Genomic DNA, 18,933 nt, shown 5'->3' with positions numbered 1-18,933 from the left:
TGGCAGTTGTCATCACCACCACAGCGGCCGGGGGTCGAGCCACCAGAGGAAGCGACGTAGCCGACTCGCGTTCCGGCGTACACCGCGTACGAGATCCATGGCCTGGGTGACGGCCAGCGGCACGCCGTCGGTGTCCGGTCTGGCCGCGTACCAGGTCCGATTCACCACCGTCACCAGGTGCGGAGCGGGCGCGCTCGCTACGGCGGTGCTCACCGCGGCCACCGTCGCACCCACCGTCCAATGTGGCTTGACGTGGATCCCGGCGAGGCGTGCCGCGTCGATCAGTTCGGCCCAGGCACCCCGGAGCCGGCCCAGGTCGTCCGGACCGGTCCGGCGGCGGTGACTGCGGCGCAGGCGCAGCAATGCGATCAGCCCGAGTGCGCCGGCCACCGGTACGGGTAGGAGAGCGAGGTGCCACCAGGAGACGCGAGATTCGCTGCTGCCCTCCATCTCGACCGTCGGGACATCCGGTACCGCTGGCTGCGGTAACACCGACGCGGTGGCGGACGGTGTGGGCTGCGGCGCGGGGCTCGTCTCAGGCTTTTCGGACGCCCGGGGTGCGGTCACGTCCATCGGAATCCAGCCAACCGGTTCCAGGTAGATCTCGGGCCATGCTCGGGCATCGCCAGCGGTGATGGTGGCTATGGTCGAGCCCGCTTTGGGAGCCTTCGAATCGAAGCCGACCACCACCCGGGCCGGGATGCCAAGTGCTCGGGCCAGGACTGCGTACGCGGCAGCGAACTGTTCCGAGGTGCCGCGACCGCCGCCGACCTGTGGTTTGGCGGCGAGGAAGCGAACGACGCTCGGATAGCCGCTGCCGCCCGGAGCCAACGGGTCGTAGCGGTAGTTCCGCTTCAGCCAGGTGGCCAGCGCCGTCGCCTGCTGGAATGGCAGTCCGTCACCTGCCGCATCGAGCGCCAACGAGAAGATCGGGCCGGTGTTGCCCGGCGGAAGTTCCCGGTACCGGTCGAAGGTAGCCGAGGTGGGAATCTGCGCGGTGAGCAGCTGGGCTGGCGTCGGCGCGGGTACCACGGCCTCGACCTCGTACAGCTGTCCGGCGCGCAGCCCGCCCGGTACGACGACGCTGCCGGACTCCTCGTCGATGGCGATCGACACCCCGCTGACCCGACCCAGGCCGTCAGGCACGGGCAACCAGCCACCGGTCAGCCCCACCACGACAATCTTGGCGCGTACCGACTCGGCAGCGACCACCGGCTGTCGGGGCGCCCGGTCCCCGCCGGCCGCGAGGTAGGACGCGGCTGGCTGCCAGCTCTTGCCGTCGAAGTCCGGCAGTACGGCCCACCGCAGCGCGACCGGGCGATTCGAGTCGAGGGCGAGTAGTGGCTGCTCGGGGTGGAGCTGCCACCGGCCCAGCAGGCTCAGCGGGTGTACCTGGTTCGGCGCCTGCACCGGGGGGAGCACCTTTGTGCGCAGGTCGGGTGGGCTCGTCGTGGCGTTACGCAACAGCACGGGTGTCAGCAGCCCGGTCGCTGTGGCCAGGACAATTGCGAGGAGGACAGCAGCGCCGAGTCGAGTCACCTGCGGTTGTGGGTGGCCCGTTCGAGTAGTCCCGGTGGAAGCGAGCATCTGGGGCGGAGAGAGCGTCTGGGGCGGAGCGAGCGTCTGGGTCGGAGCGAGCGTCCGAGACGCGGCGAGCCTCCGGCTTGCGGCGAGCATGACGGTCAGTACGGCGACCAGGATCGCGGTGAGTAGGTAACCGGGATCCCGACGTGGGCCGGCCAACGCCAACATCGCGAAGGCGAGCAGGACGGGCGGGACCACAGCGGTGCCGGGGTGGCGTCCCCGGACCAGGGCACCACTTATCGCGACCGTGATCCAGGTGGCCATGACGGGCAGGGCCAGGGTGTCTACCCGAGGCGGGATGGGGGTGGCACTGGTGAGTAGCCGGGCACCCGCATGAAGAAGAGCGTCGAGCAGGCCGTCCGGGGCCGGCGCCAGTCTGTGCAGGGTGAACAGCGCCGCGAGAAGGCCCAGTATGTTGGCCGGCAGCGTCAGGGCCCGGTGTCTGGCCGTCACCTGTCCGACCAGGGCAGCGCCGATCGCAGCGGCCGCGATGGCCCAAAGGGCCAGGTCGCCGACGTAGCCGCCGGCGATCTGGCCACCGGCGGCGAGGCCGGCGGTCGCGATGGCCACCGCGAGAACCAGCTGGTTCATCGTTGCTCCCGCAGTCGGGTGATGATGCCGGCGGCGGTCGGTGCGGTGATCACCATGCCGGCGGCATCGAATGTGCTTTCGGGGCCAAGTTCCACGGTCTGCACCGAGTGGTACTTGGCGGCGAGTGGAGCAGCCAGTGTCACGTCGCCGATGGTGCCGGTGACGACGAGCAGAGCGTCGCCCAGTGGACGTAGCCGTAGCTGGGCCTGGATCCGCTGGTCGGACACCCCGGAGTTGGTCAGCCGGGCGGCGGCGAGCAGATCGAGGCCAGCGGCGGTCGTGGTCACCGGGTCGTGGGTCGGATCCGAGGCGGTTACCACCGCGAGCCGGCGTCCGGCATCCGTCAGCGACACCAGCACCGAGGCGGCGACCTCGACGGCCGCCTCGAAGCTTTCGGCGTCGACGTACGACGAGGCGCGGTCGTCGAGCAGCAGCACCAGGCGGGCGATGGAGGCACCTTCGTGTCGACGGATCATCAGGGTGCCCATACGGGCCGAGGTACGCCAGTGGATGTGGCGAAGGTCGTCGCCGGAGACGTATTCGCGCAGGGTGTGGAAGGTGGTGCTTTCCGTGTGGTGTGGATCCCGGGTGGCCTCGATCTGCGCGGTGCGGCCGATCGCCGAAGCGGGCAGGCTATGCCAGGTTGGCCAGACGACGAGTTGTTGGGTGGCGCCGACCGGCCGTAGTGCCGACCACAGACCGAGTGGATCCGTACGGCCGACCCGTAACGGCCCGACCTGGAAGACGCCACGTCGGTCGGTGGGCAACTTCAGCCGTACCCGGGTGGGTAGACCGGGGCGGGCGAACACCTCCGTGGTGATGGTTTCGGAGGATGCCTTGCCGTCGGCGTCCCGTACCCCGTCGTGGAGCGAGAGGAGCCTACCGGCGCGACCCCGTGCCATGACGTCGACGACGGATTCGGCGGCTTCGCCCCGCCGGACCCGTGCGGGTACGACGGCGCGGTCGACGTGCAGTGCCGGGGGGACGAGACCCCAGGCCGTACCTACCGCTACTGCGGTAAGTGCGGCCATGCCCAGCATGAACAGTTCGCGATAGCCGAGCAGTAGGCCGGCTAGCAGCAGGAGGCAGCCGCCTAGTGTCGTGCCTACCCCCCGTGCGGTTGGTCTGATCAACAGTTCTGGATCGCTTCCACGTTGTCGCCGTTGTCGAATCGCAGCCACACCCACGACACCCAACCGCCGTCGGTGAGCTCCACCCAGTGGTCGCCCTCCTTGTAGTTGTTGTACGGCCCGGCCTGTTGGTTTTCGCCGTGCACCTTGCAGAAGAGCGTGATGCGGGATCCGTTGGCGACGCGACGGCGTACCGCACCGTTGTCGTTGCTGTCGGAGTAGACCGGTAGGCCGTTCGCACAGAAGTTGGGCTGCGGGTTGTTCGGTGCGTCGGTGCAGGTGACCTGTGCGCCGTAGGTGATTCGCTGGGTGCGCTGCTCGCGCTCGGCACTGCGGGTGCCCATGAAGTTCGTCGCCTCGACGGTCACCCGGTAAACCGTGTTCGGGCTCAGGCCGCCCACGGTCACCGGCGAGGTGCAGGACTCGGCCCGACGCTGGTCGCCCAAGAGGACCGCGCAGGTGGGGGCACCACCACCGGCCACGGTGAACCGTACCGTGATCGAGTTCTGGGTGGCGCTCGTCGACGTGATCCTGACCTGCGGGGCGGTGGCGGTCTGCACCCGACCGGACCCGGCCGGACCGTCCCCGTCACTGCTGCCGGCGGTCACCGTGACCGAGGTCAGCCCGGTGGTGGTGACGGTGGCGGTGAGCGTGGAGCCGTTGACCTTGGCCAGTTCCGCGCCCTTGCCGTCGCGCACGGTGTAGGACGTGACCGGAGTTCCGTTGGTCTTCGCGGCGTTCCACTGGATGAGGTAGGTGTTCGGGCCGGTCTGCTGGCCGGAGACGCCGCCCGGCGCAGCTGGCGCGTAGTGCACCCGGATCGGCTCACTCGGCGGGCTGGCCGCCGAGGCTCGACCGGCCGCGTTGCGCGCCGTGACGGTGAACGTGTAGGTCTGGCCAGCGGTGAGGCCAGGGAATCTGGCGCTGTTGTCGGAGACGATCTGCGGCGGGTTGCTTCCGGCCTGGCCATCGCGGATCGGCGTCACCACGTAGTCGGCGGCCTGTGCCATCGCCGCCCAGCTGACCTCGATCGCACCGGTGGGGAAGCCGGCGTCGTTGCGCTCCATCGTCACTTTCGGGGCGGCGGGGGTGGCCGGCGGCTTGCTGGCCTGCGGGGTCACCGGCTGGGACAGCGCTGGCGGACCGGCCCCGACCGAGTTCGTGGCGAATACCCGGAACCGGTAGGTAGTGCCGTTGTCCAACTCCTTGATCGTCGTACGGAGTACGTCGCCGTCGACGCGGATCTGGCCACCACCGCCCTCGTCCCACGCGATCGTGTAGTTGCGTACCGGTGCCGAGCCACGCTTCGCCCGGCCCCAGGAGAGCCGTACGTCGCCGTCACCGGCCAACGCGGTGACCGGGACCGGCGGGCCGGGGCGCTGCGGCTGCACCGGGATCTGCGTGGGAGACGAAGTTGGGGCGGGTGCCGGCTCGAGCGGGGGAGTGGGCTCGGTCGGCGGGGAGAGAATGGGTGGGGCGGTGGGCTGCCCGGTGGCCGGTGCGGTGGGACCCGGCGTCGGGTTGGCCTGCTTCGGGTCGTACTTCTCCACCTTGGAGGTTTCCCCCGCACCGTTGACCATCACCGCGGTCTCGGAATCGGGTGCGTTGATGAACAGGAAGTCCTCCCGGACCTCCAACTCCACCGGAGTCTGCGGCGTGCCGACGTCGATTGTTCCTGCGGGACTACCGTCCGCCTTGAAGACGCGTACGACGCCGGCCGACTGATCAGGCACGTAGACCCGATTGGCGAAGCTGACCGCCGGCTGCGTGGTCTCGCCATGGGCGGGGGGTAGCGGCAGGGTACGCACCGGTGCGCCATTCGCCACGTCACCGATGGTGACGACCTTCTGCTCGGCCGGCACGGTGATGACCGCCGTCGCGCCGATCGTACGGTCCGGTACGACCGCGCTGGTGAGCGGAACCGGCGACTTGATCTGCCGGGTGCCCTTCCGGCCGACGACGGTGATCGTGTCGGCGCCGCTGCGGTCGGCGATGAGCGCACCCTCGTCGAGCACGGTCAACGTCTGAGCGCGGCCCGGGGTGCTGACCGCTTCGGTCCGTTCGACCCGCAACTTCCCTTCATGGACTCGCAACGCAACCGCCGTGCCCTGGCTCGGCACACTCAGCCACAGCTGCCCTGATTTGTCGAACCCGCCGCCGACCAGAGGGCTGGGGAGACGCAGTTGCTCGCCGATTCCCTGCAGATTGGCGGGGTCTACCGGACGCACGATGCCCCGACTGCGGTCGACCAGGACGGCCATCCCCTTGTCGAGGAGCAGCGCCGTGTCCTCCTTGACACCCACTTCCAGCGAACCGGAGAACCCGAGCCGGGCCAGGTCGATGGAGGTCACCTGGCCGGTGTCCAGGTCGTGGAGGATCACGTACTGGTCGCTCTGGCTGATTCGGACCCGGTGTCCCTGCGCGTCGATCATCGGCTGCCGCAGGCCGACGACCCCGGAGACGGCGTTGACCTGAGCGGCCTCACCGGTGTCCCGACTCCACAGCCACGAGGCGCCGTCGGCGATCGCCGGTTGTTGTGCCGTGGCACCGACCGCGAAAATGGTGGCCGCCAGGGCGAGCACCGCCACTCCTGCTCCTGCCGCGTAACCCTTCGTCAGCTTCCGCAACTTCGTCAGTTTCCGCAGCCGGTGCAGCTTCATCGTCGCCTCCGCAGCGCGTGCAGGTGTGACCGGGCGGCAGCCTATCGCGCCTTTCGTCGCGAGCGAAACCCGTCTACCCCTGACCGATAAATTGGGATGCCATCGTTCGCTAGGGCGCAGTGTCTAATGCGGACGATTGCGTGGAATGTCGACACGTTCCATCGAGAAAACGCCGAGATGTCCGCCAGGGAAACGTAGCAAGGTCCGGGGGCTGGCAGCTCCGACTATCTTGTCTAACGGCTTCGGATAGCAATTGTCTACAGGCACCAGGCGGCGATCGTCAGGAAGGCGCGGCGGGTTGCCGGGCGAACACGATCGAGGATTTCGTAGTCCAATTGCCGCAACGCCTTGTCGTGCGGCAAACCGAGCTGGCCACGGTCGTCAGCGTCCCGACCGACCACGACGACCGTACGGGTCGCTGGTCCGGCTTCGGCCGCCCGGGCCAGCGCGCGTTCCTCGCCGCGCCGGGCCTGGTCAGTGATGATCAGCAGTCGGTCGGCCAGCCCCAGCAGGGCTCGCGTGGTCGGGTCGGCAGACGCGCCGATGTCCAGGAACACAACAGTAAATCGTTCGGTGAGCTGCGTAACCTCATCGAGGTCGAGCTGATCCGTCCATGCTGGTGCCGTGACGGCGTGCACGCCAGACAGATCCGGTGTCGTGGCCAGCCCGACGTATGCCACCTGGTCCGGCCAGAGCGTGCCCAGTGTCGCGGCGATACCCGTACCCACCGCTGTCGCACCTACCCCGCCTGCTCCAGAGCAGATGGCCACCACGCGTGGCGTGGCGGGAAGCTGTCGTAACCGTTCCGCGGCGGCACGTTCTGCGGCGATGTCGTGCGGATCGGGGAACCAGCGTTTCATTTGGCCTGCCTGGTCTAGGAGTCGAGGTCGATCAGGCCGACCGCGATGGGGAGCGTGATCGCAATCGCCCCGGCGAGGGCCAGTTCACCAATCCGGAGCCAGCGACCCCGACGGGCGAGCCAACCACTGGAGCCGGCGGCGTAGACGGTCGTGGCGACGAGCACGAGTAGGCCCACCGTCAGCCCCCAGGCGGGCGCGGCGGTCAGTATCCGGGCGGCCCCGGCGAGAAGCGCCGACAGGGCGGCCAGGCGTAGCGGCAGGACGTGTGCGATCCGCTCGAACAGCCGCGACCGTGTCCACAGCAGCAGGGTCACCGCCGCTCCGAGCGCCACGTCAGCCACGTTGCCCGTACCGAGCAGCACCGCCGCGCAGAGACCGGCGGCGGTGGAGAGCCCGATCAGCCCGCCGCGCAGATACTCCTCGGCCACGGTGAGCTGCAGCTCGGACCGTTCCACCGGCTCGGCGGCGGTGCGTAGCCGGAAGGTGGCCTGCGTCAGGCCACCCGCCGCAAGCGAGTACCGGGCCAGGAGCCCCACGCTGAGCAGAACGATGACCGGTGCGACGCGGACCGGCTGCCGTGGGTCTGCGCCCGTGGTGATCCAGCCAGCCGCTACGGCGGTGACGACGGTAACCACGGCTACGGCCGTGACAAGCGACCGGCCGACCCCGGCCAGGCGGCTCGCCAGGGCGGTGACGGCCACCGCGCAGACGGCTGCGGCCGCGCCGGCGACCACCGGAATTCGATCGAGGAGCAGTGTCGCCACCCCGCCGGTAAGACCGGCCCACAGCCCCGTACTCGCGAGAAGCACTGTCGCGACGGCTTGCTGACCCTGGCGGGCCGCCCACCAGGTCAAGCCGGTTCCTGTCGTGCCGGCCAGGACGCCGGTGACCAGGGTGCCGACGTCATGTCCGCGCGTGACTGGTAACGCGACGGCGGCGCAAAGGAGCACCGCCGATGTCCAGAGCGCGAAGGCCGGCTGGAGGCTGGCCGGATTCCGGTCCCCTGTCACGCGGGACATCGTTCAGTAGATCCCGGACCGGAAGCAAGCGGCACGGTTCCGCCGGAGCAATCCCGCTGCTGCGGTGCTGTTCTACCGGCATCGGCAGCGAGACCCTTTCCGTGCTGTTGATCTCCGTTGACTTCTGGGTTGACAAGCTCGAAGCTGTTTCCGGCCGTCAACACACGCTGTTTCCGGCCGTCAAAACGCGGTGGGAAGGTGACAACGAATGCTCGCGCAGCAACGCCAGGCGGCGATCCTTACTCCAGTCCGCCGACGGAGGCCCGCAAACAGTTCGCCGACGCGAGCGGAGAGCTGAGCATGGCCGATTCCGCCCAGCCCGGCGTCAACGTGAAGCGCACCGTAACCCAGCTCGCCGATGGTCGGGAGCTGATTTATTTCGACGAGTGTGACGACTCGGTGCGCGACACCGTCGACCGGCGGCATCTCCCGCCCCCGCCGGCCGCCTCCGAGCTGCGCTATGACCCGGTGCTCGATGAGTGGGTGGCGATCGCGGCACACCGGCAGAGCCGTACCCACCTTCCGTCGTCGGACGAGTGCCCGCTCTGTCCTTCCACATTCGACCGGCTGTCGGAGATCCCGGCACCGGACTACGACGTGGCCGTTTTCGAAAACCGGTTTCCCGCGTTCAGTCACCGGGCGCCGGATTCGCCAGTCGGCGCCTTGGTGCAGTCCGGTCCAACGGCGGCGTCTCGGTCTGGTGCCGGCCGATGCGAGGTGGTCTGCTTCACCGCCGAACACGGCGGATCGTTCGCGTCGTTGTCGCCGTCGCGGGTGCGTACGGTCGTCGAGGCGTGGGCGGACCGGACCACCGAACTGTCTGCCCGCGACGACGTGGAACTGGTCTTCTGCTTCGAGAACCGGGGCGAGGAGATCGGCGTGACCCTGCACCACCCGCATGGGCAGATCTACGGCTATCCGATCGTGCCGCCTCGGGTATGCCAGATGCTCACCTCCGCACGGCGGTACGCGACGGAACGGTCGGGCGCGAACCTGTTCGCCGACCTGTTGGCCGCCGAGCGTGCGGCGGGGGAACGGATCGTCGCAGAGAACGAGCACTGGACCGCGTTCGTCCCGGCGGCGGCCCGCTGGCCGTACGAGGTGCATCTCTACCCGCACCGCCGCGTGCCCGACCTCCCCGCGCTCAGCGCGGCGGAGCGGGATACTTTCGGGCCGATCTACCTTGACGTGCTCCGCCGGTTCGACGGCCTGTTCAGGTTGCCGATGCCGTACGTCTCGGCGTGGTACCAGGCACCTACCCGGGTCGACCGCGACCTGGCCTATCTGCACCTGCAGCTCTTCACCATCCGGCGAGCACCCGGAAAGCTCAAGTACCTGGCGGGGTCGGAGTCGGCGATGGGAGTCTTCATCAACGACATCCGGCCGGAGGAAGCGGCGGGACAACTGCGAGAGGTGGCAGGGTGAGCGTGACGCTGCCGGAGGCGCGGGACCGAGGCGTGGTGTGGGCGGCCCCGGGACGAGTCAACCTCATCGGGGAGCACACCGACTACAACGACGGTTATGTCCTGCCGTTCGCCATTCCACAGCGCTGCGTCGTTACGGCGACACCGCTGGGGCAGCGGCGATGGGTCGCGACATCCGACCAGGCCACCGAGACGGTTTCCTTCGACGCCACCGATCTGACGCCCGGCGCGCCGGCCGGCTGGGGAGCCTACGTCGCCGGGGTGGTGTGGGCGTTGCGGGAGGCGGGATACGACGTGCCGGGTGCCCGCTTGACGATCAGTTCCGACCTGCCGGTCGGCGCGGGGTTGTCGTCGTCGGCGGCGTTGGCGTGCGCGGTACTCGGCGCGCTGGTCGACCTCGGGCAACTCCCATTAGCTCCCACGGACTGGCCTCGCCTGGCACAACAGGCGGAGAACGCGTACGTCGGGATGCCGTGCGGCATCATGGACCAGTCTGCGGTGACATTGTGCCGGGAGGGCCACGCCCTGTTCCTGGACTGCCGGACGCTGGCGTCGTCGCATATTCCACTTGACCTGGCCGGTGCGGGCCTGACCCTCCTCGTCATTGACACCCGGGCACCGCACCGGCTGGTGACCGGGGAGTACGCGGCCCGCCGGGCGGCCTGCGCGGCTGCGGCGGCCGAACTCGGCGTACCGGCTCTGCGGGACGTGGAACTGGACGTGGTCGACCGGCTCGGCTCCGAGACGCTGCGTCGGCGGGTACGGCACGTCGTCAGCGAGAACGAGCGGGTGCTCGAATGTGTACGCCGGCTGCGGACAGGTGACGTCGCCGGCATCGGACCGCTGCTTACCGCCTCGCACGAGTCGCTACGCGACGACTACGAGGTCACCGTGCCGGAACTGGATGTCGCTGTGGCCGCAGCGTTGGCCGCCGGGGCGTACGGGGCGCGGATGACCGGTGGTGGGTTCGGTGGCTGCGTCCTTGCGCTGGTGGGCACCGACCGGGCGGACGACGTGGTGGCGGCGGTCGCCGACGCGTTCGCGACGCACGGCTTTGCGGTGCCACACGTCTTCTCGTCGACCCCGGCCCGAGGTGTGATGCGTCTCTAGACAGGTCCATCTTCCCGACTGGCGTAGGCAAATATGCCTGACTAAAGTCAGCTATATGGATGCAGGGCTTGTTGCGGCGGTGCGCAGATTCAACCGGACTGTCACCCAGCGGGTCGGAGCACTCGATGACGAGTACATGTCCCGGGGACGTCCCCTCGCGCAGGCGCGCCTGCTCTGGGAGATCGGCCCTGGCGGTGCTGAGGTAGCGGCGCTACGAGGCCGACTCGGCTTGGACTCGGGATACCTCAGCCGACTCCTGCGGACCCTCGAAAAGGACGGTCTCGTCGCAGTCGGCCCCGCCGCCCCGCTCGCCGGTGACGGGCGGGTACGGGCCGTATCACTCACCGACGCCGGTCGGGCCGAGTGGACGGAGCTGGACAACCGCTCCGACGAGTTCGCCTGGTCGATCCTGGCACCGCTCACCGAGCAGCGCCGCCAACAACTCGTCACGGCGATGGTCGAGGTCGAACGACTGCTCGTCGCGTCGATGGTGGTCATCGAACCGTGCTCGCCGTCGGATCCGCAGGCCCGGGCATGCGTACGGGCCTATGCCCGGGACATTGCCCACCGGTTCGACGACGGGTTCGAGCCGGCGCTGAGCAAGCCGGTACGCGACGAGGAGTTGCTTCCGCCCGCCGGTGTTTTCCTGCTCGCCACCCTCAACGGCGAGCCGGTGGGCTGCGGTGCGGTCAAGTTGCACCGGGATGCTCCTGCCGAGATCAAGCGCGTCTGGGTCGCCGACTCCGTGCGCGGGCTCGGAATCGGCCGGCGCATGTTGGCCGAGCTGGAACGATATGCCGCCGAGCGGGGCTGGGGCGCGGTCCGGCTGGACACCAACCGGAACCTCACCGAAGCGATCGCCATGTACCGCGCGGCCGGTTACCGCGAGATCGAGCCGTACAACACGGAGCCCTACGCGCATCACTGGTTCGAGAAGCACCTTGAGCCGTGAGCCCCCTGCTGTTATCGGGTCGTCCGGGCCGAGTACGACTTCTCAGTCGGATCTGGCCGGCTGGTTGCGTTTCGGTGCGAGTCGGGCGAGGTGGTTGTCGATCTCGCGCCGCGCGTCGGCTGGGCTCAGTGCGGTGGTGAGAACGCGTACCGTGAGGCCGTCCATCAGCGTGGCCAGCGCGGTCGACTCGAACCGGGTGTCCACCTGGGTGCCGATGCTGCCGCTGGTCTTGCCGAGCGAGAGCAGCCGTTCGAGGTTGGCTAGCAACTCGGCCTCGCTTTCGGCCAGGATCGCCGCGATCTGGTCGTCGACCAACGCTTCTGCTGTCAAGATCAGCCAGACGCGCGATTCGAAGTTTCGTTCCTCGTCCAGCGGGATGAGCTGCAATACCGCCTGCCGAACGACCTCCAGGGTGATGGACTCGGCAGGGATCGTCCGGGCCCGCCGCACCACTCGGTCGGCGAGATGCTCAATTGCTGCCTGGACCATGCGCTCCCGGGTCGGGAGGTAATGCTGGGCGGTCGCCAGGGCCATCCCGGCCTCGTTCGCGACGGCGCGCACCGTCATTCCGACGGAACCCGCACGGGCCAGCACGACGCACGCGGCGGCACCGAGATGCCGTCGTCGCTCTTCGTGATCCACAACCTTTGGCATGATTTCGATTCTAGATTATCGGTCGTTTGACCGATATAGGTCAACCGTCTAATATCGGCGCCATGAGCCACTCCACCCTGGGCCTGACCAGCACCACATCGCATGTGACACGATTCAGCTACGTCGACCTGGCCATCGTCTTCATCGTCGGGATCGGCCTGGCCAACTCGTCGGTGGCGGACTACCTGGCCCAGGGGCCGGCATGGCTGGGCATGTCGGAGATGGCTGCGTCGAGCATCGCCTGGGCCCTGATCAACGGCACCCAGTTGGCCGTCGGCCTTGCGATCGTCCGACACCGGTTCGGGGCGATCAGGCAACCGCTCATGCTGAACCGTCCGCAGGGACGTCAGGTCGGCGCCGCGATCGGCTGGGGTACGGCGAAGGCGGCACTGACCCTCGGTCTGCTTCTGGTGTTACCGCCAGCCCTTGTCGACAGCGGTGGGGGTGAGGGTGGCTACCCCGCCGGCAGCCTGCTTGCGCAGTTCGCCTTCGCCCTCACCTTCGGCGCCATCGCCTCCCCCCTCTACGAGGAGGTTCTCTACCGCGGCGTCTTCTATCGAGGGCTGGCCGCCCGGCTGCCCACGTTCGCCGCCATCACCCTCTCGGCCGGCTTCTTCGCCGTGGTCCACCTGCCCCGCGTCTTCAACACCATCAGCGCGCTCTTCGCCGGCCTGCTCTTCGCCTGGCTGCTACACCGCCACCGCAATCTCTGGGTACCGATCCTCGCGCATGCCGTGAGCAATGGACTCCTGGTCGTACTGGCCTTCGCCGCCCAAACCAGCTAACTGCAGCAACGGCGCAGAGCGCTCAGTTGGCGACCCGCGTGTCGAGACGGGCAACGCGGTGCAGGCTTTACCAGCGGGCGAGCAGGTGGTCCTCGCCGTCACGGCTGCGGTAGAGCCAGGTGGTTGCGGGCGGCACCGACCCGTCGAGGTAGCCGACGATCGGCTCGCGCTGGGCGGCGCTGTCCAACTGCCCGACGAGCACGAGCGCCTCGGCCAACGGAAAGAAGCGGGCCGCTGCCACTTCGTCGTCCTGCGGAGACAGTTCGCCCTCCCACTCGGTCAGCTCGAACGCCAGCGCGACTGCCGAAGGATACTGCGGTGAGTCGATGTGCAGCAGGAAGGCTGTTCGCGTCGGGTCGCCGACCTGTAGTCCGGTCTCCTCACGCATCTCGCGCCGCAGTGCCTCGTGGAACAGTTCGCCATCCTGGACCCCGCCGCCCGGCAACGACCAGAGCAGTTCGCCAGCGCGACCCAGGCGCTCCCGAACCAGCAGCACCTCGTCGCCACGGCGGACGATCCCGATGACGAGTTGGACCCTCGGCAACGGGTGTTTGGGTGTGCTGGTGGGCTGATCGGACATGGGCCATGGAGCGTAACGCAACCAACGGGGGTCGATCTTGTTCGGGTGTTGCGCACCAGAAGGACGATATCGATATAGCCCTACGGCGTCGTCCAGTTGAGTAAGGATCGGGGGAGCGCAGTGAGCAGGAGGAGTCTGTCCCGTCTCGGTGTCCTGGCCGCCGCACTGCCGCTGCTGGCCGGCGGACTGGTGATCCCGGCCACTCCGGCCTCGGCAACGCTCGTCAAGCCGGTCATCAACGGCGGCACCTTCAACGACCCACTCGGAACACCGGACCAGCAGGCGGCGATCTTTCACCAGATCATCGCGTTGGTCGACGCCACACCACCGGGCGAACACATCCACGTCTCGATGTTCGACTTCACCGACATCGACGTCGCCAACGCGTTGAACGCGGCACACGACCGCGGGGTCAACGTCAAGGTCATCGTCGACGATTCGTCGTACCTCGGCGGCGCGGGTCAGCTCAAGCCCAGTCCCGCCTATGACGTGTTGCGGGACCCGACCACCGGGCTGGGCAGTGACGACAGTGCGCGGTCGTGGATCGTCGTCTGTGACGACCAGTTCGAAGGCGGCGGCGGGGTGGACGACGTCAGGCGGGGCTGTATCGCGACGTCGCCACCAGGACCGGCGTACAACCACAACAAGTTCTTCCTGTTTTCCAGGATCGGGCCGTTCGATGACGGCACGACCTATTCGAACGTGGTCTTCCAGACCTCGTCGAACCTGACCGACTGGTACAAGGTCGAGTCCTACAACGACGCGGTGACGTTCGTCGACGCCACGGTCTACAACGGGTTCCGCAGGTATCACGAGGACATGCGGCGACTGCGTTACTCCAGCACCGGCAACAACGCCTACTACTGGAGCACGCCGACCGGCAGTACGTTCCGCGCGTACTTCTACCCACGCCGGGACAGCAACTACCAGAACCCCGCCAGCGACACGATCGTCAACGCCCTCAACGAGATCAGCTGCGGCTACACCGGCCACGATGGGCTGCGGCACCAGACCGACATCCGCATCGTCATGCTGCACTTCCTCAACTCCCGGCTCCAGGTGGTGCGGAAGCTCGCCGAACTACGCGGCCAGGGCTGTTGGATCGATGTCATCTACGCCGAGACCAGCCCGGACGTCCCCGGCGTGGTCGACGTCGTGGACGTGCTGGCCGCCGCCGGAATCCAGCACCTGCGCTGCAAGTTCAATGTCGCCCCGGGCATCGACGTCCGGCCCCACAACAAGTTCATGCTGATCGACGGCGACTACAACGGCAGCATCACGCCCCGCGTCTACACCGGCAGCCCCAACTTCGACGGATCCTCCCTGCGCTCGTCCGACCAGGCCCTGATCCGGATCAGCAGCGCCGCGTACCACGCCAGCTACCTCAGCTACTTCTACAAAATCCGTACGGCCTGCGACAGTGGCGCAGCCTGATCCCCCGTTAGTGCTCCAACGTGCGAAGAGTCGCTCGTTGACGGTGTAGGAAGGCGCGTTTGGCCGCGTTCCCGGCCAGATCGATCGCCACGTCGTACGCCTGCGCCGCCTCGGCGACGCTTCCCAACCTCCGGTGCAGGTCGGCGCGGATGGCGTGGAAGAGGTGGTAACGATCCAGGTCGAGACGCTCGACCAGATCGAGCGCCGCCCGCGGCCCCGACACCTCGGCGACCGCGACCGCGCGGTGCAGCGCCACCACCGGGCTCGGATCCAGGGCGAGAAGCTGGTCGTAAAGCTGCCGGATCTGCGACCAGTCGGTGGCCTCCGCCGTCGCCGCGTCGCTGTGCACGGCATTGATCGCCGCCTGGATCTGGTACGGCCCCGGCTGGTTACGGTGCAGACACGCGCGTACCAGCGCCTGCCCCTCGGCGACCAGCCGGTGATCCCAGCGGCTCCGGTCCTGGTCGGCCAGGAGCACGAGGTCGCCCTCCGGCCCGGTGCGGGCGGGCCGCCGGGACTCGACGAGCAACAGGAGCGCGAGCAGCCCCATGGCTTCCGGTTCGTTCGGCAGTAACTCGACCAGCAGCCGCCCGAGGCGGATTGCCTCGCTGCACAGGTCCGCCCGGACGAGTTGGTCGCCCGCGCTCGCCGTGTAGCCCTCGTTGAAGATGAGGTAGACGACGGCGTGCACGGCCCGGAGTCGCTCCGGCAGTTCGGCTGCGTCAGGGACCCGGTGGGGGATGCCCGCATTCCGAATCTTGCCTTTGGCGCGGACCAACCGTTGGGCCATCGTCGACTCCGGCACCAGGAACGCACGCGCGATCTCCGCGGTGGTGAGCCCACCCAGCAGCCGCAGCGTCAACCCGACCTGGGCGTTCGGGGACAGAGCAGGATGACAGCAGGTGAAGATCAGCCGTAGCCGCTCGTCGCGTACCGGGCCCTGTGCTACTGGTTCGTCGTGGGTGTGCAGCAGGGCGGCCTGGGTGTGCCGTTCGGCCCGACTGGCCTCCCGACGAAGTCGGTCGATCGCCCGGTTGCGAGCAGTGGTGATGATCCAACCCGCCGGGCTCGGCGGCACGCCGGTCGACGGCCAACGCCGTACCGCTGCGGTGAACGCGTCCTGGACCGCCTCCTCGGCGACGTCGATGTCACCGAATGTGCGGACCAGGACGGCCACCGCCCGGCCGTACTCCGCGCGGAACACCCGCTCGATCTCCCCGGTGGTGGCCGACACGATAGGCATTATCCCAGTTGGTGCCGGTCATCGAACGGGGCGCGCGGAGCACGGTCGACCCAGACTCCGAAGGGGGAGACGATCACTCGCCGCCGCAGTCGTCACCCGGTTCGCCATGGAACGGGCGAACCTCGACCGGGAGCGTGGTTGCTCGGGCGAGCCTACGGCCCCAATCCAGCGCGGCGTCGAGGTCAGGTACGGCGATGATGGTGAGTCCGCCGACGTGCTCCTTGCCCTCGACGTACGGGCCGTCGGTGGTGAGCAGTTCGTCACCTCGGAGTCGCACCACGGTCGCGGTGCTCGGGTCGTGCAGCCCGCCGGAGAAGACCCAGGCCCCGGCGGCCTTGACGTCCCGGTTGAACGCCTCGACGTCCCGCATGATCGGTTCCAGGACCTCTGCCCCGGGCGGGTCGCCGTCGGGCTGCTGGATGCTGAGCAGATACTGCTTCATCTCGTGGACCTCCTGTCGTAAGTGCGCTGTGGCCGGTCGTCGCGCCGGCCGTACACCCGCTATACGAACGACCAACCGTCTGCTCGACACCGACGAGCCAGATTTCTGCCGTCACCGGGCGGTACCAGTCGATAGGGTCGGGCGATGCCCGATCACCACATCCAGCACGCCGCAGACGTACGCGAAATTGTGGCGGCGTATCTGCCGGAGCACCCAGTCGACTCGGTGACTCGGATCGGTGCGGGGCTGGACAACGTGGTGTACGAGGCCAGCGGCGGGCTGATCGTACGGTTCAGCCAGGAGCCCGACTCGGCGCGGCTCGAATCGGAGGCCGAGGTGCTCTCCGCCGTCGCCGGGATCTCACCGGTGCCGGTTCCCGAGCCCGTGTTCACCGTCACGGAACTGGGCTGTCTGGCCTACTTCAAGTTGCCCGGCCGGCCGCTGTTGGATCTGCCTCGCACCGCGCGCTCAGCACACGGTACGTCGATCGGCGCAACCCTCGGCGAGCTGCTCGCGGCGCTGCACGCCGCGCCGACCGAGCGGTTCGGCGGGCTGGTGGAGACCGACGACCATCCGTTGACCGAGTGGCGGAGGGAGGCCGAGGTGAACTTCGACGCCGTCGTCGCACACGTACCGGCCGGATACCACCAGGCGGTCGAGGCCTTCCTGGCCGCCGAGCCGCCCGACCCCGCATACACCCCGGTCTTCTCTCACAACGACCTGGGAATAGAGCACGTCCTCGTTGATCCGGTGACGTGGTCCGTGACCGGTGTCATCGACTGGAGCGATGCGGCCATCGTGGACCCGGCGTACGACTTTGGTCTGATCCACCGTGATCTGGGCCCGGCGCCAGTCCGTGCGGCCCTCGAAAGCTACCGGACCGCCACCGACGATCCCACCGCACTACGTGAACGGATCACCTTCTACGCCAGGTGCAGCGTGTTGGAGGACCTGGCATACGGCATCGAGACAGGTCAGGGGACGTACACCGAGAAGAGCATCGCCGCGCTGGAGTGGCTTTTCCCGGTGTAGTCCCCCTCCGGGCCGTGGCCCTCGACCCGGCCGGTCCGGGGCTTGGCGTACTTGACCGGACCGGTTGGCTCAGTACCGGACCGGTTGGCGAGGCGGGTGGCTCAGCCTGCGGTGGCTGCCCGTACCCGGCCGGTCCGGACGAAGGGCTGCGTGAGGTGTGCGGTGGCGAGCAGGGTCCGGTGGCGGCCCGCCTCGGCCAGTAGTGCCCGCCGGCTGCGGCGAGCCACGTCCGGGTCATCCTCGAACCGGTAACCGACATCGGGGTTGACCAGTTGCACCGCGTGCACCAGCACGTCGCCGGTGATCGCGATCTGCCGGCGACCGTGCTCGACGAGCACCGACTGGTGCCCCGGTGTGTGCCCGGGAGTGGGCAGGACCCGAACGGTGCCGCCCCGCCCATCGGTGTCACCGACGAGTACGACCCCGCCGTCGACCTCGTGTAGCTGCCCGGCCCGCCGCAGTGGCTCGACGAGGTAACGCAGCATGGCGTCGGCATTGGCAGTCAGGGCAGCGACCTCGGCGTGCTGGAGCACGTACCGGGCATTGGGAAAGATCGGTGTCCCGGTCGGGGTCACCGACCATCCGACGTGGTCCTCGTGCACGTGCGTCAGCACGACCGTATCCACGTCGGCTACCTCGATCCCCGCCTCGACCAGGCGTTCCGGCAGGTGTCCCGGTACCGGCGCCCAGCCGGAGGCGGGACTGCCGGCCGGTCCCACGCCGGTGTCGACCAGGATGATCCGGCCCCCCGGCCGCCGGATCGCATAACAACGGAAGTCCAGGTTCCACGCGCCGTCCGCCCCGAACGCGTCGGGATCCAGGCGTGCGGCCTGTTCCCAGTCGGCCGCCGAGGCAGTAGGGAAGGCGGCCTGGCGGGTGGTGAAGAACGGGCCGGAGGCGTCGCGCAGCGCCGTCACGTCGAACCCGCCCACGGACCTGATGGAGGTCGCTGCCCGACCGTCGGTGCCGGCATTGGCCGCATACGCGACCGCCTGGCGGCCAAGCTGGGTGGCTCCGATGCCGAGGGCCGTGGCACCCAGCAGAAGAGTCCAGCGGTCGATCGGATGATGGTTGTGGTCGTTCATCGAAATCCTTTCGTGGAAACCCCCGGCTTTGGCCGTGGGGAGGAAACGGAATCCCTGCGAAGCGGGTCAGGGGTAGCCCGTCCGCCGCCAAGGCGGGCCAGGGCGGTTGGGTGTCTGGTCAGACGTTGCGCTGGCTCTCGACATACCTCTTCACGATTTCCAGGGTCGCGCCTCCGACTGTGGCGACGAGGTACGAGTTGGTCCACAGAGTCGGTATCCGGGATCTGACCTCTGGGAACTCTTGCCGGATGAAAGACGAAGGGCTACCAGCAGGCGAAGCGGCAAGCGGCCCGAATCGCCAAGAAGGCGGCCCGGCAGAACACCCACGACGCCCGTGTGTGGGCCAAG

General features: G+C 68.5%; 17 protein-coding genes. 6 read left to right on the top strand and 11 right to left on the bottom strand.

Annotated elements, in window-relative coordinates:
* Positions 1 to 12: 12 nt before the first annotated feature.
* The 5 genes from ACWDV4_RS18130 to ACWDV4_RS18110 form a co-directional block, all read right to left on the bottom strand.
* Positions 13 to 2,175 carry a transglutaminaseTgpA domain-containing protein gene (locus tag ACWDV4_RS18130; protein ID WP_449980125.1) on the bottom strand — a complete coding sequence of 721 codons (2,163 nt, stop codon included), beginning with the start codon at positions 2,173 to 2,175 and terminating at the stop codon, positions 13 to 15.
* Positions 2,172 to 3,308 carry a DUF58 domain-containing protein gene (locus ACWDV4_RS18125; RefSeq protein ID WP_449980122.1) on the bottom strand — a complete coding sequence of 379 codons (1,137 nt, stop codon included), beginning with the start codon at positions 3,306 to 3,308 and terminating at the stop codon, positions 2,172 to 2,174. Before ACWDV4_RS18125 ends, ACWDV4_RS18130 begins: the two co-directional genes overlap by 4 nt.
* The gene (locus ACWDV4_RS18120; protein ID WP_449980119.1) at positions 3,305 to 5,965 is read right to left on the bottom strand and encodes a fibronectin type III domain-containing protein; all 2,661 of its coding nucleotides are present in this window, start codon (positions 5,963 to 5,965) and stop codon (positions 3,305 to 3,307) included. The genes ACWDV4_RS18125 and ACWDV4_RS18120 overlap by 4 nt, the downstream gene beginning before the upstream one ends.
* Before the next feature lie 257 nt (positions 5,966 to 6,222).
* Entirely contained in the window at positions 6,223 to 6,825 is a 603-nt protein-coding gene (locus tag ACWDV4_RS18115) for a hypothetical protein (RefSeq protein WP_449980117.1), read from the bottom strand.
* 14 nt (positions 6,826 to 6,839) lie between these two features.
* The gene (locus ACWDV4_RS18110) at positions 6,840 to 7,835 is read right to left on the bottom strand and encodes a hypothetical protein (protein ID WP_449980114.1); all 996 of its coding nucleotides are present in this window, start codon (positions 7,833 to 7,835) and stop codon (positions 6,840 to 6,842) included.
* A 309-nt stretch (positions 7,836 to 8,144) separates the two neighbouring features.
* Here ACWDV4_RS18110 and galT point away from each other — a divergent pair, with 309 nt between their 5' ends.
* From galT to ACWDV4_RS18095, 3 genes are read left to right on the top strand one after another with little or no spacing between them, the layout of a single operon-like run.
* Positions 8,145 to 9,269, top strand: a complete 1,125-nt coding sequence (gene galT, locus ACWDV4_RS18105; RefSeq protein ID WP_449980111.1) for a galactose-1-phosphate uridylyltransferase — start codon at positions 8,145 to 8,147, stop codon at positions 9,267 to 9,269.
* Positions 9,266 to 10,378: a galactokinase gene (galK, locus tag ACWDV4_RS18100; RefSeq protein WP_449980109.1), complete on the top strand. Its 1,113-nt coding sequence runs from the start codon at positions 9,266 to 9,268 to the stop codon at positions 10,376 to 10,378. The genes galT and galK overlap by 4 nt, the downstream gene beginning before the upstream one ends.
* Positions 10,379 to 10,433: 55 nt before the next feature.
* Positions 10,434 to 11,330 (top strand): bifunctional helix-turn-helix transcriptional regulator/GNAT family N-acetyltransferase, encoded by an 897-nt coding sequence (locus ACWDV4_RS18095; RefSeq protein ID WP_449980106.1) that lies wholly within the window; start codon positions 10,434 to 10,436, stop codon positions 11,328 to 11,330.
* A gap of 42 nt (positions 11,331 to 11,372) precedes the next feature.
* Here the strand turns inward: ACWDV4_RS18095 and ACWDV4_RS18090 are convergent, their stop codons facing one another.
* Positions 11,373 to 11,984: a TetR/AcrR family transcriptional regulator gene (locus ACWDV4_RS18090; RefSeq protein ID WP_449980104.1), complete on the bottom strand. Its 612-nt coding sequence runs from the start codon at positions 11,982 to 11,984 to the stop codon at positions 11,373 to 11,375.
* 62 nt (positions 11,985 to 12,046) lie between these two features.
* Between ACWDV4_RS18090 and ACWDV4_RS18085 the strand changes: the two genes are divergently transcribed.
* Positions 12,047 to 12,769, top strand: coding sequence for a CPBP family intramembrane glutamic endopeptidase (locus tag ACWDV4_RS18085; protein WP_449980101.1), 723 nt, complete (start codon positions 12,047 to 12,049; stop codon positions 12,767 to 12,769).
* A gap of 67 nt (positions 12,770 to 12,836) precedes the next feature.
* On the opposite strand, the gene ACWDV4_RS18080 is transcribed toward ACWDV4_RS18085, so the two are convergent.
* On the bottom strand, positions 12,837 to 13,349 hold the full coding sequence (locus ACWDV4_RS18080; RefSeq protein WP_449980098.1) for an NUDIX hydrolase: 513 nt from the start codon (positions 13,347 to 13,349) through the stop codon (positions 12,837 to 12,839).
* Positions 13,350 to 13,469: 120 nt separating this feature from the next.
* Between ACWDV4_RS18080 and ACWDV4_RS18075 the strand changes: the two genes are divergently transcribed.
* A complete protein-coding gene (locus ACWDV4_RS18075) occupies positions 13,470 to 14,783 on the top strand; it encodes a phospholipase D-like domain-containing protein (protein ID WP_449980096.1) in 1,314 nt (437 codons plus the stop codon).
* 7 nt (positions 14,784 to 14,790) lie between these two features.
* Here the strand turns inward: ACWDV4_RS18075 and ACWDV4_RS18070 are convergent, their stop codons facing one another.
* Together ACWDV4_RS18070 and ACWDV4_RS18065 are read right to left on the bottom strand one after the other, a co-directional pair.
* A complete protein-coding gene (locus tag ACWDV4_RS18070; protein WP_449980093.1) occupies positions 14,791 to 16,017 on the bottom strand; it encodes an RNA polymerase sigma factor in 1,227 nt (408 codons plus the stop codon).
* A gap of 82 nt (positions 16,018 to 16,099) precedes the next feature.
* The gene (locus ACWDV4_RS18065) at positions 16,100 to 16,468 is read right to left on the bottom strand and encodes a YciI family protein (protein ID WP_449980090.1); all 369 of its coding nucleotides are present in this window, start codon (positions 16,466 to 16,468) and stop codon (positions 16,100 to 16,102) included.
* A gap of 144 nt (positions 16,469 to 16,612) precedes the next feature.
* On the opposite strand from ACWDV4_RS18065, the gene ACWDV4_RS18060 reads away from it, so the two are divergent.
* Positions 16,613 to 17,500: a phosphotransferase family protein gene (locus tag ACWDV4_RS18060; protein ID WP_449980088.1), complete on the top strand. Its 888-nt coding sequence runs from the start codon at positions 16,613 to 16,615 to the stop codon at positions 17,498 to 17,500.
* Positions 17,501 to 17,601: 101 nt separating this feature from the next.
* On the opposite strand, the gene ACWDV4_RS18055 is transcribed toward ACWDV4_RS18060, so the two are convergent.
* Both ACWDV4_RS18055 and ACWDV4_RS18050 read right to left on the bottom strand, forming a co-directional pair.
* On the bottom strand, positions 17,602 to 18,585 hold the full coding sequence (locus tag ACWDV4_RS18055) for an MBL fold metallo-hydrolase (RefSeq protein ID WP_449980087.1): 984 nt from the start codon (positions 18,583 to 18,585) through the stop codon (positions 17,602 to 17,604).
* 118 nt (positions 18,586 to 18,703) lie between these two features.
* A partial coding sequence (locus tag ACWDV4_RS18050) for an IS200/IS605 family transposase (RefSeq protein WP_449980084.1) occupies positions 18,704 to 18,933 on the bottom strand: 230 nt, incomplete at its 5' end.

The organism is Micromonospora sp. NPDC003197 (assembly GCF_053590565.1).
Note: the sequence above shows the minus strand (reverse complement) of the source record. Positions and strands in the feature narration are given on the sequence as shown.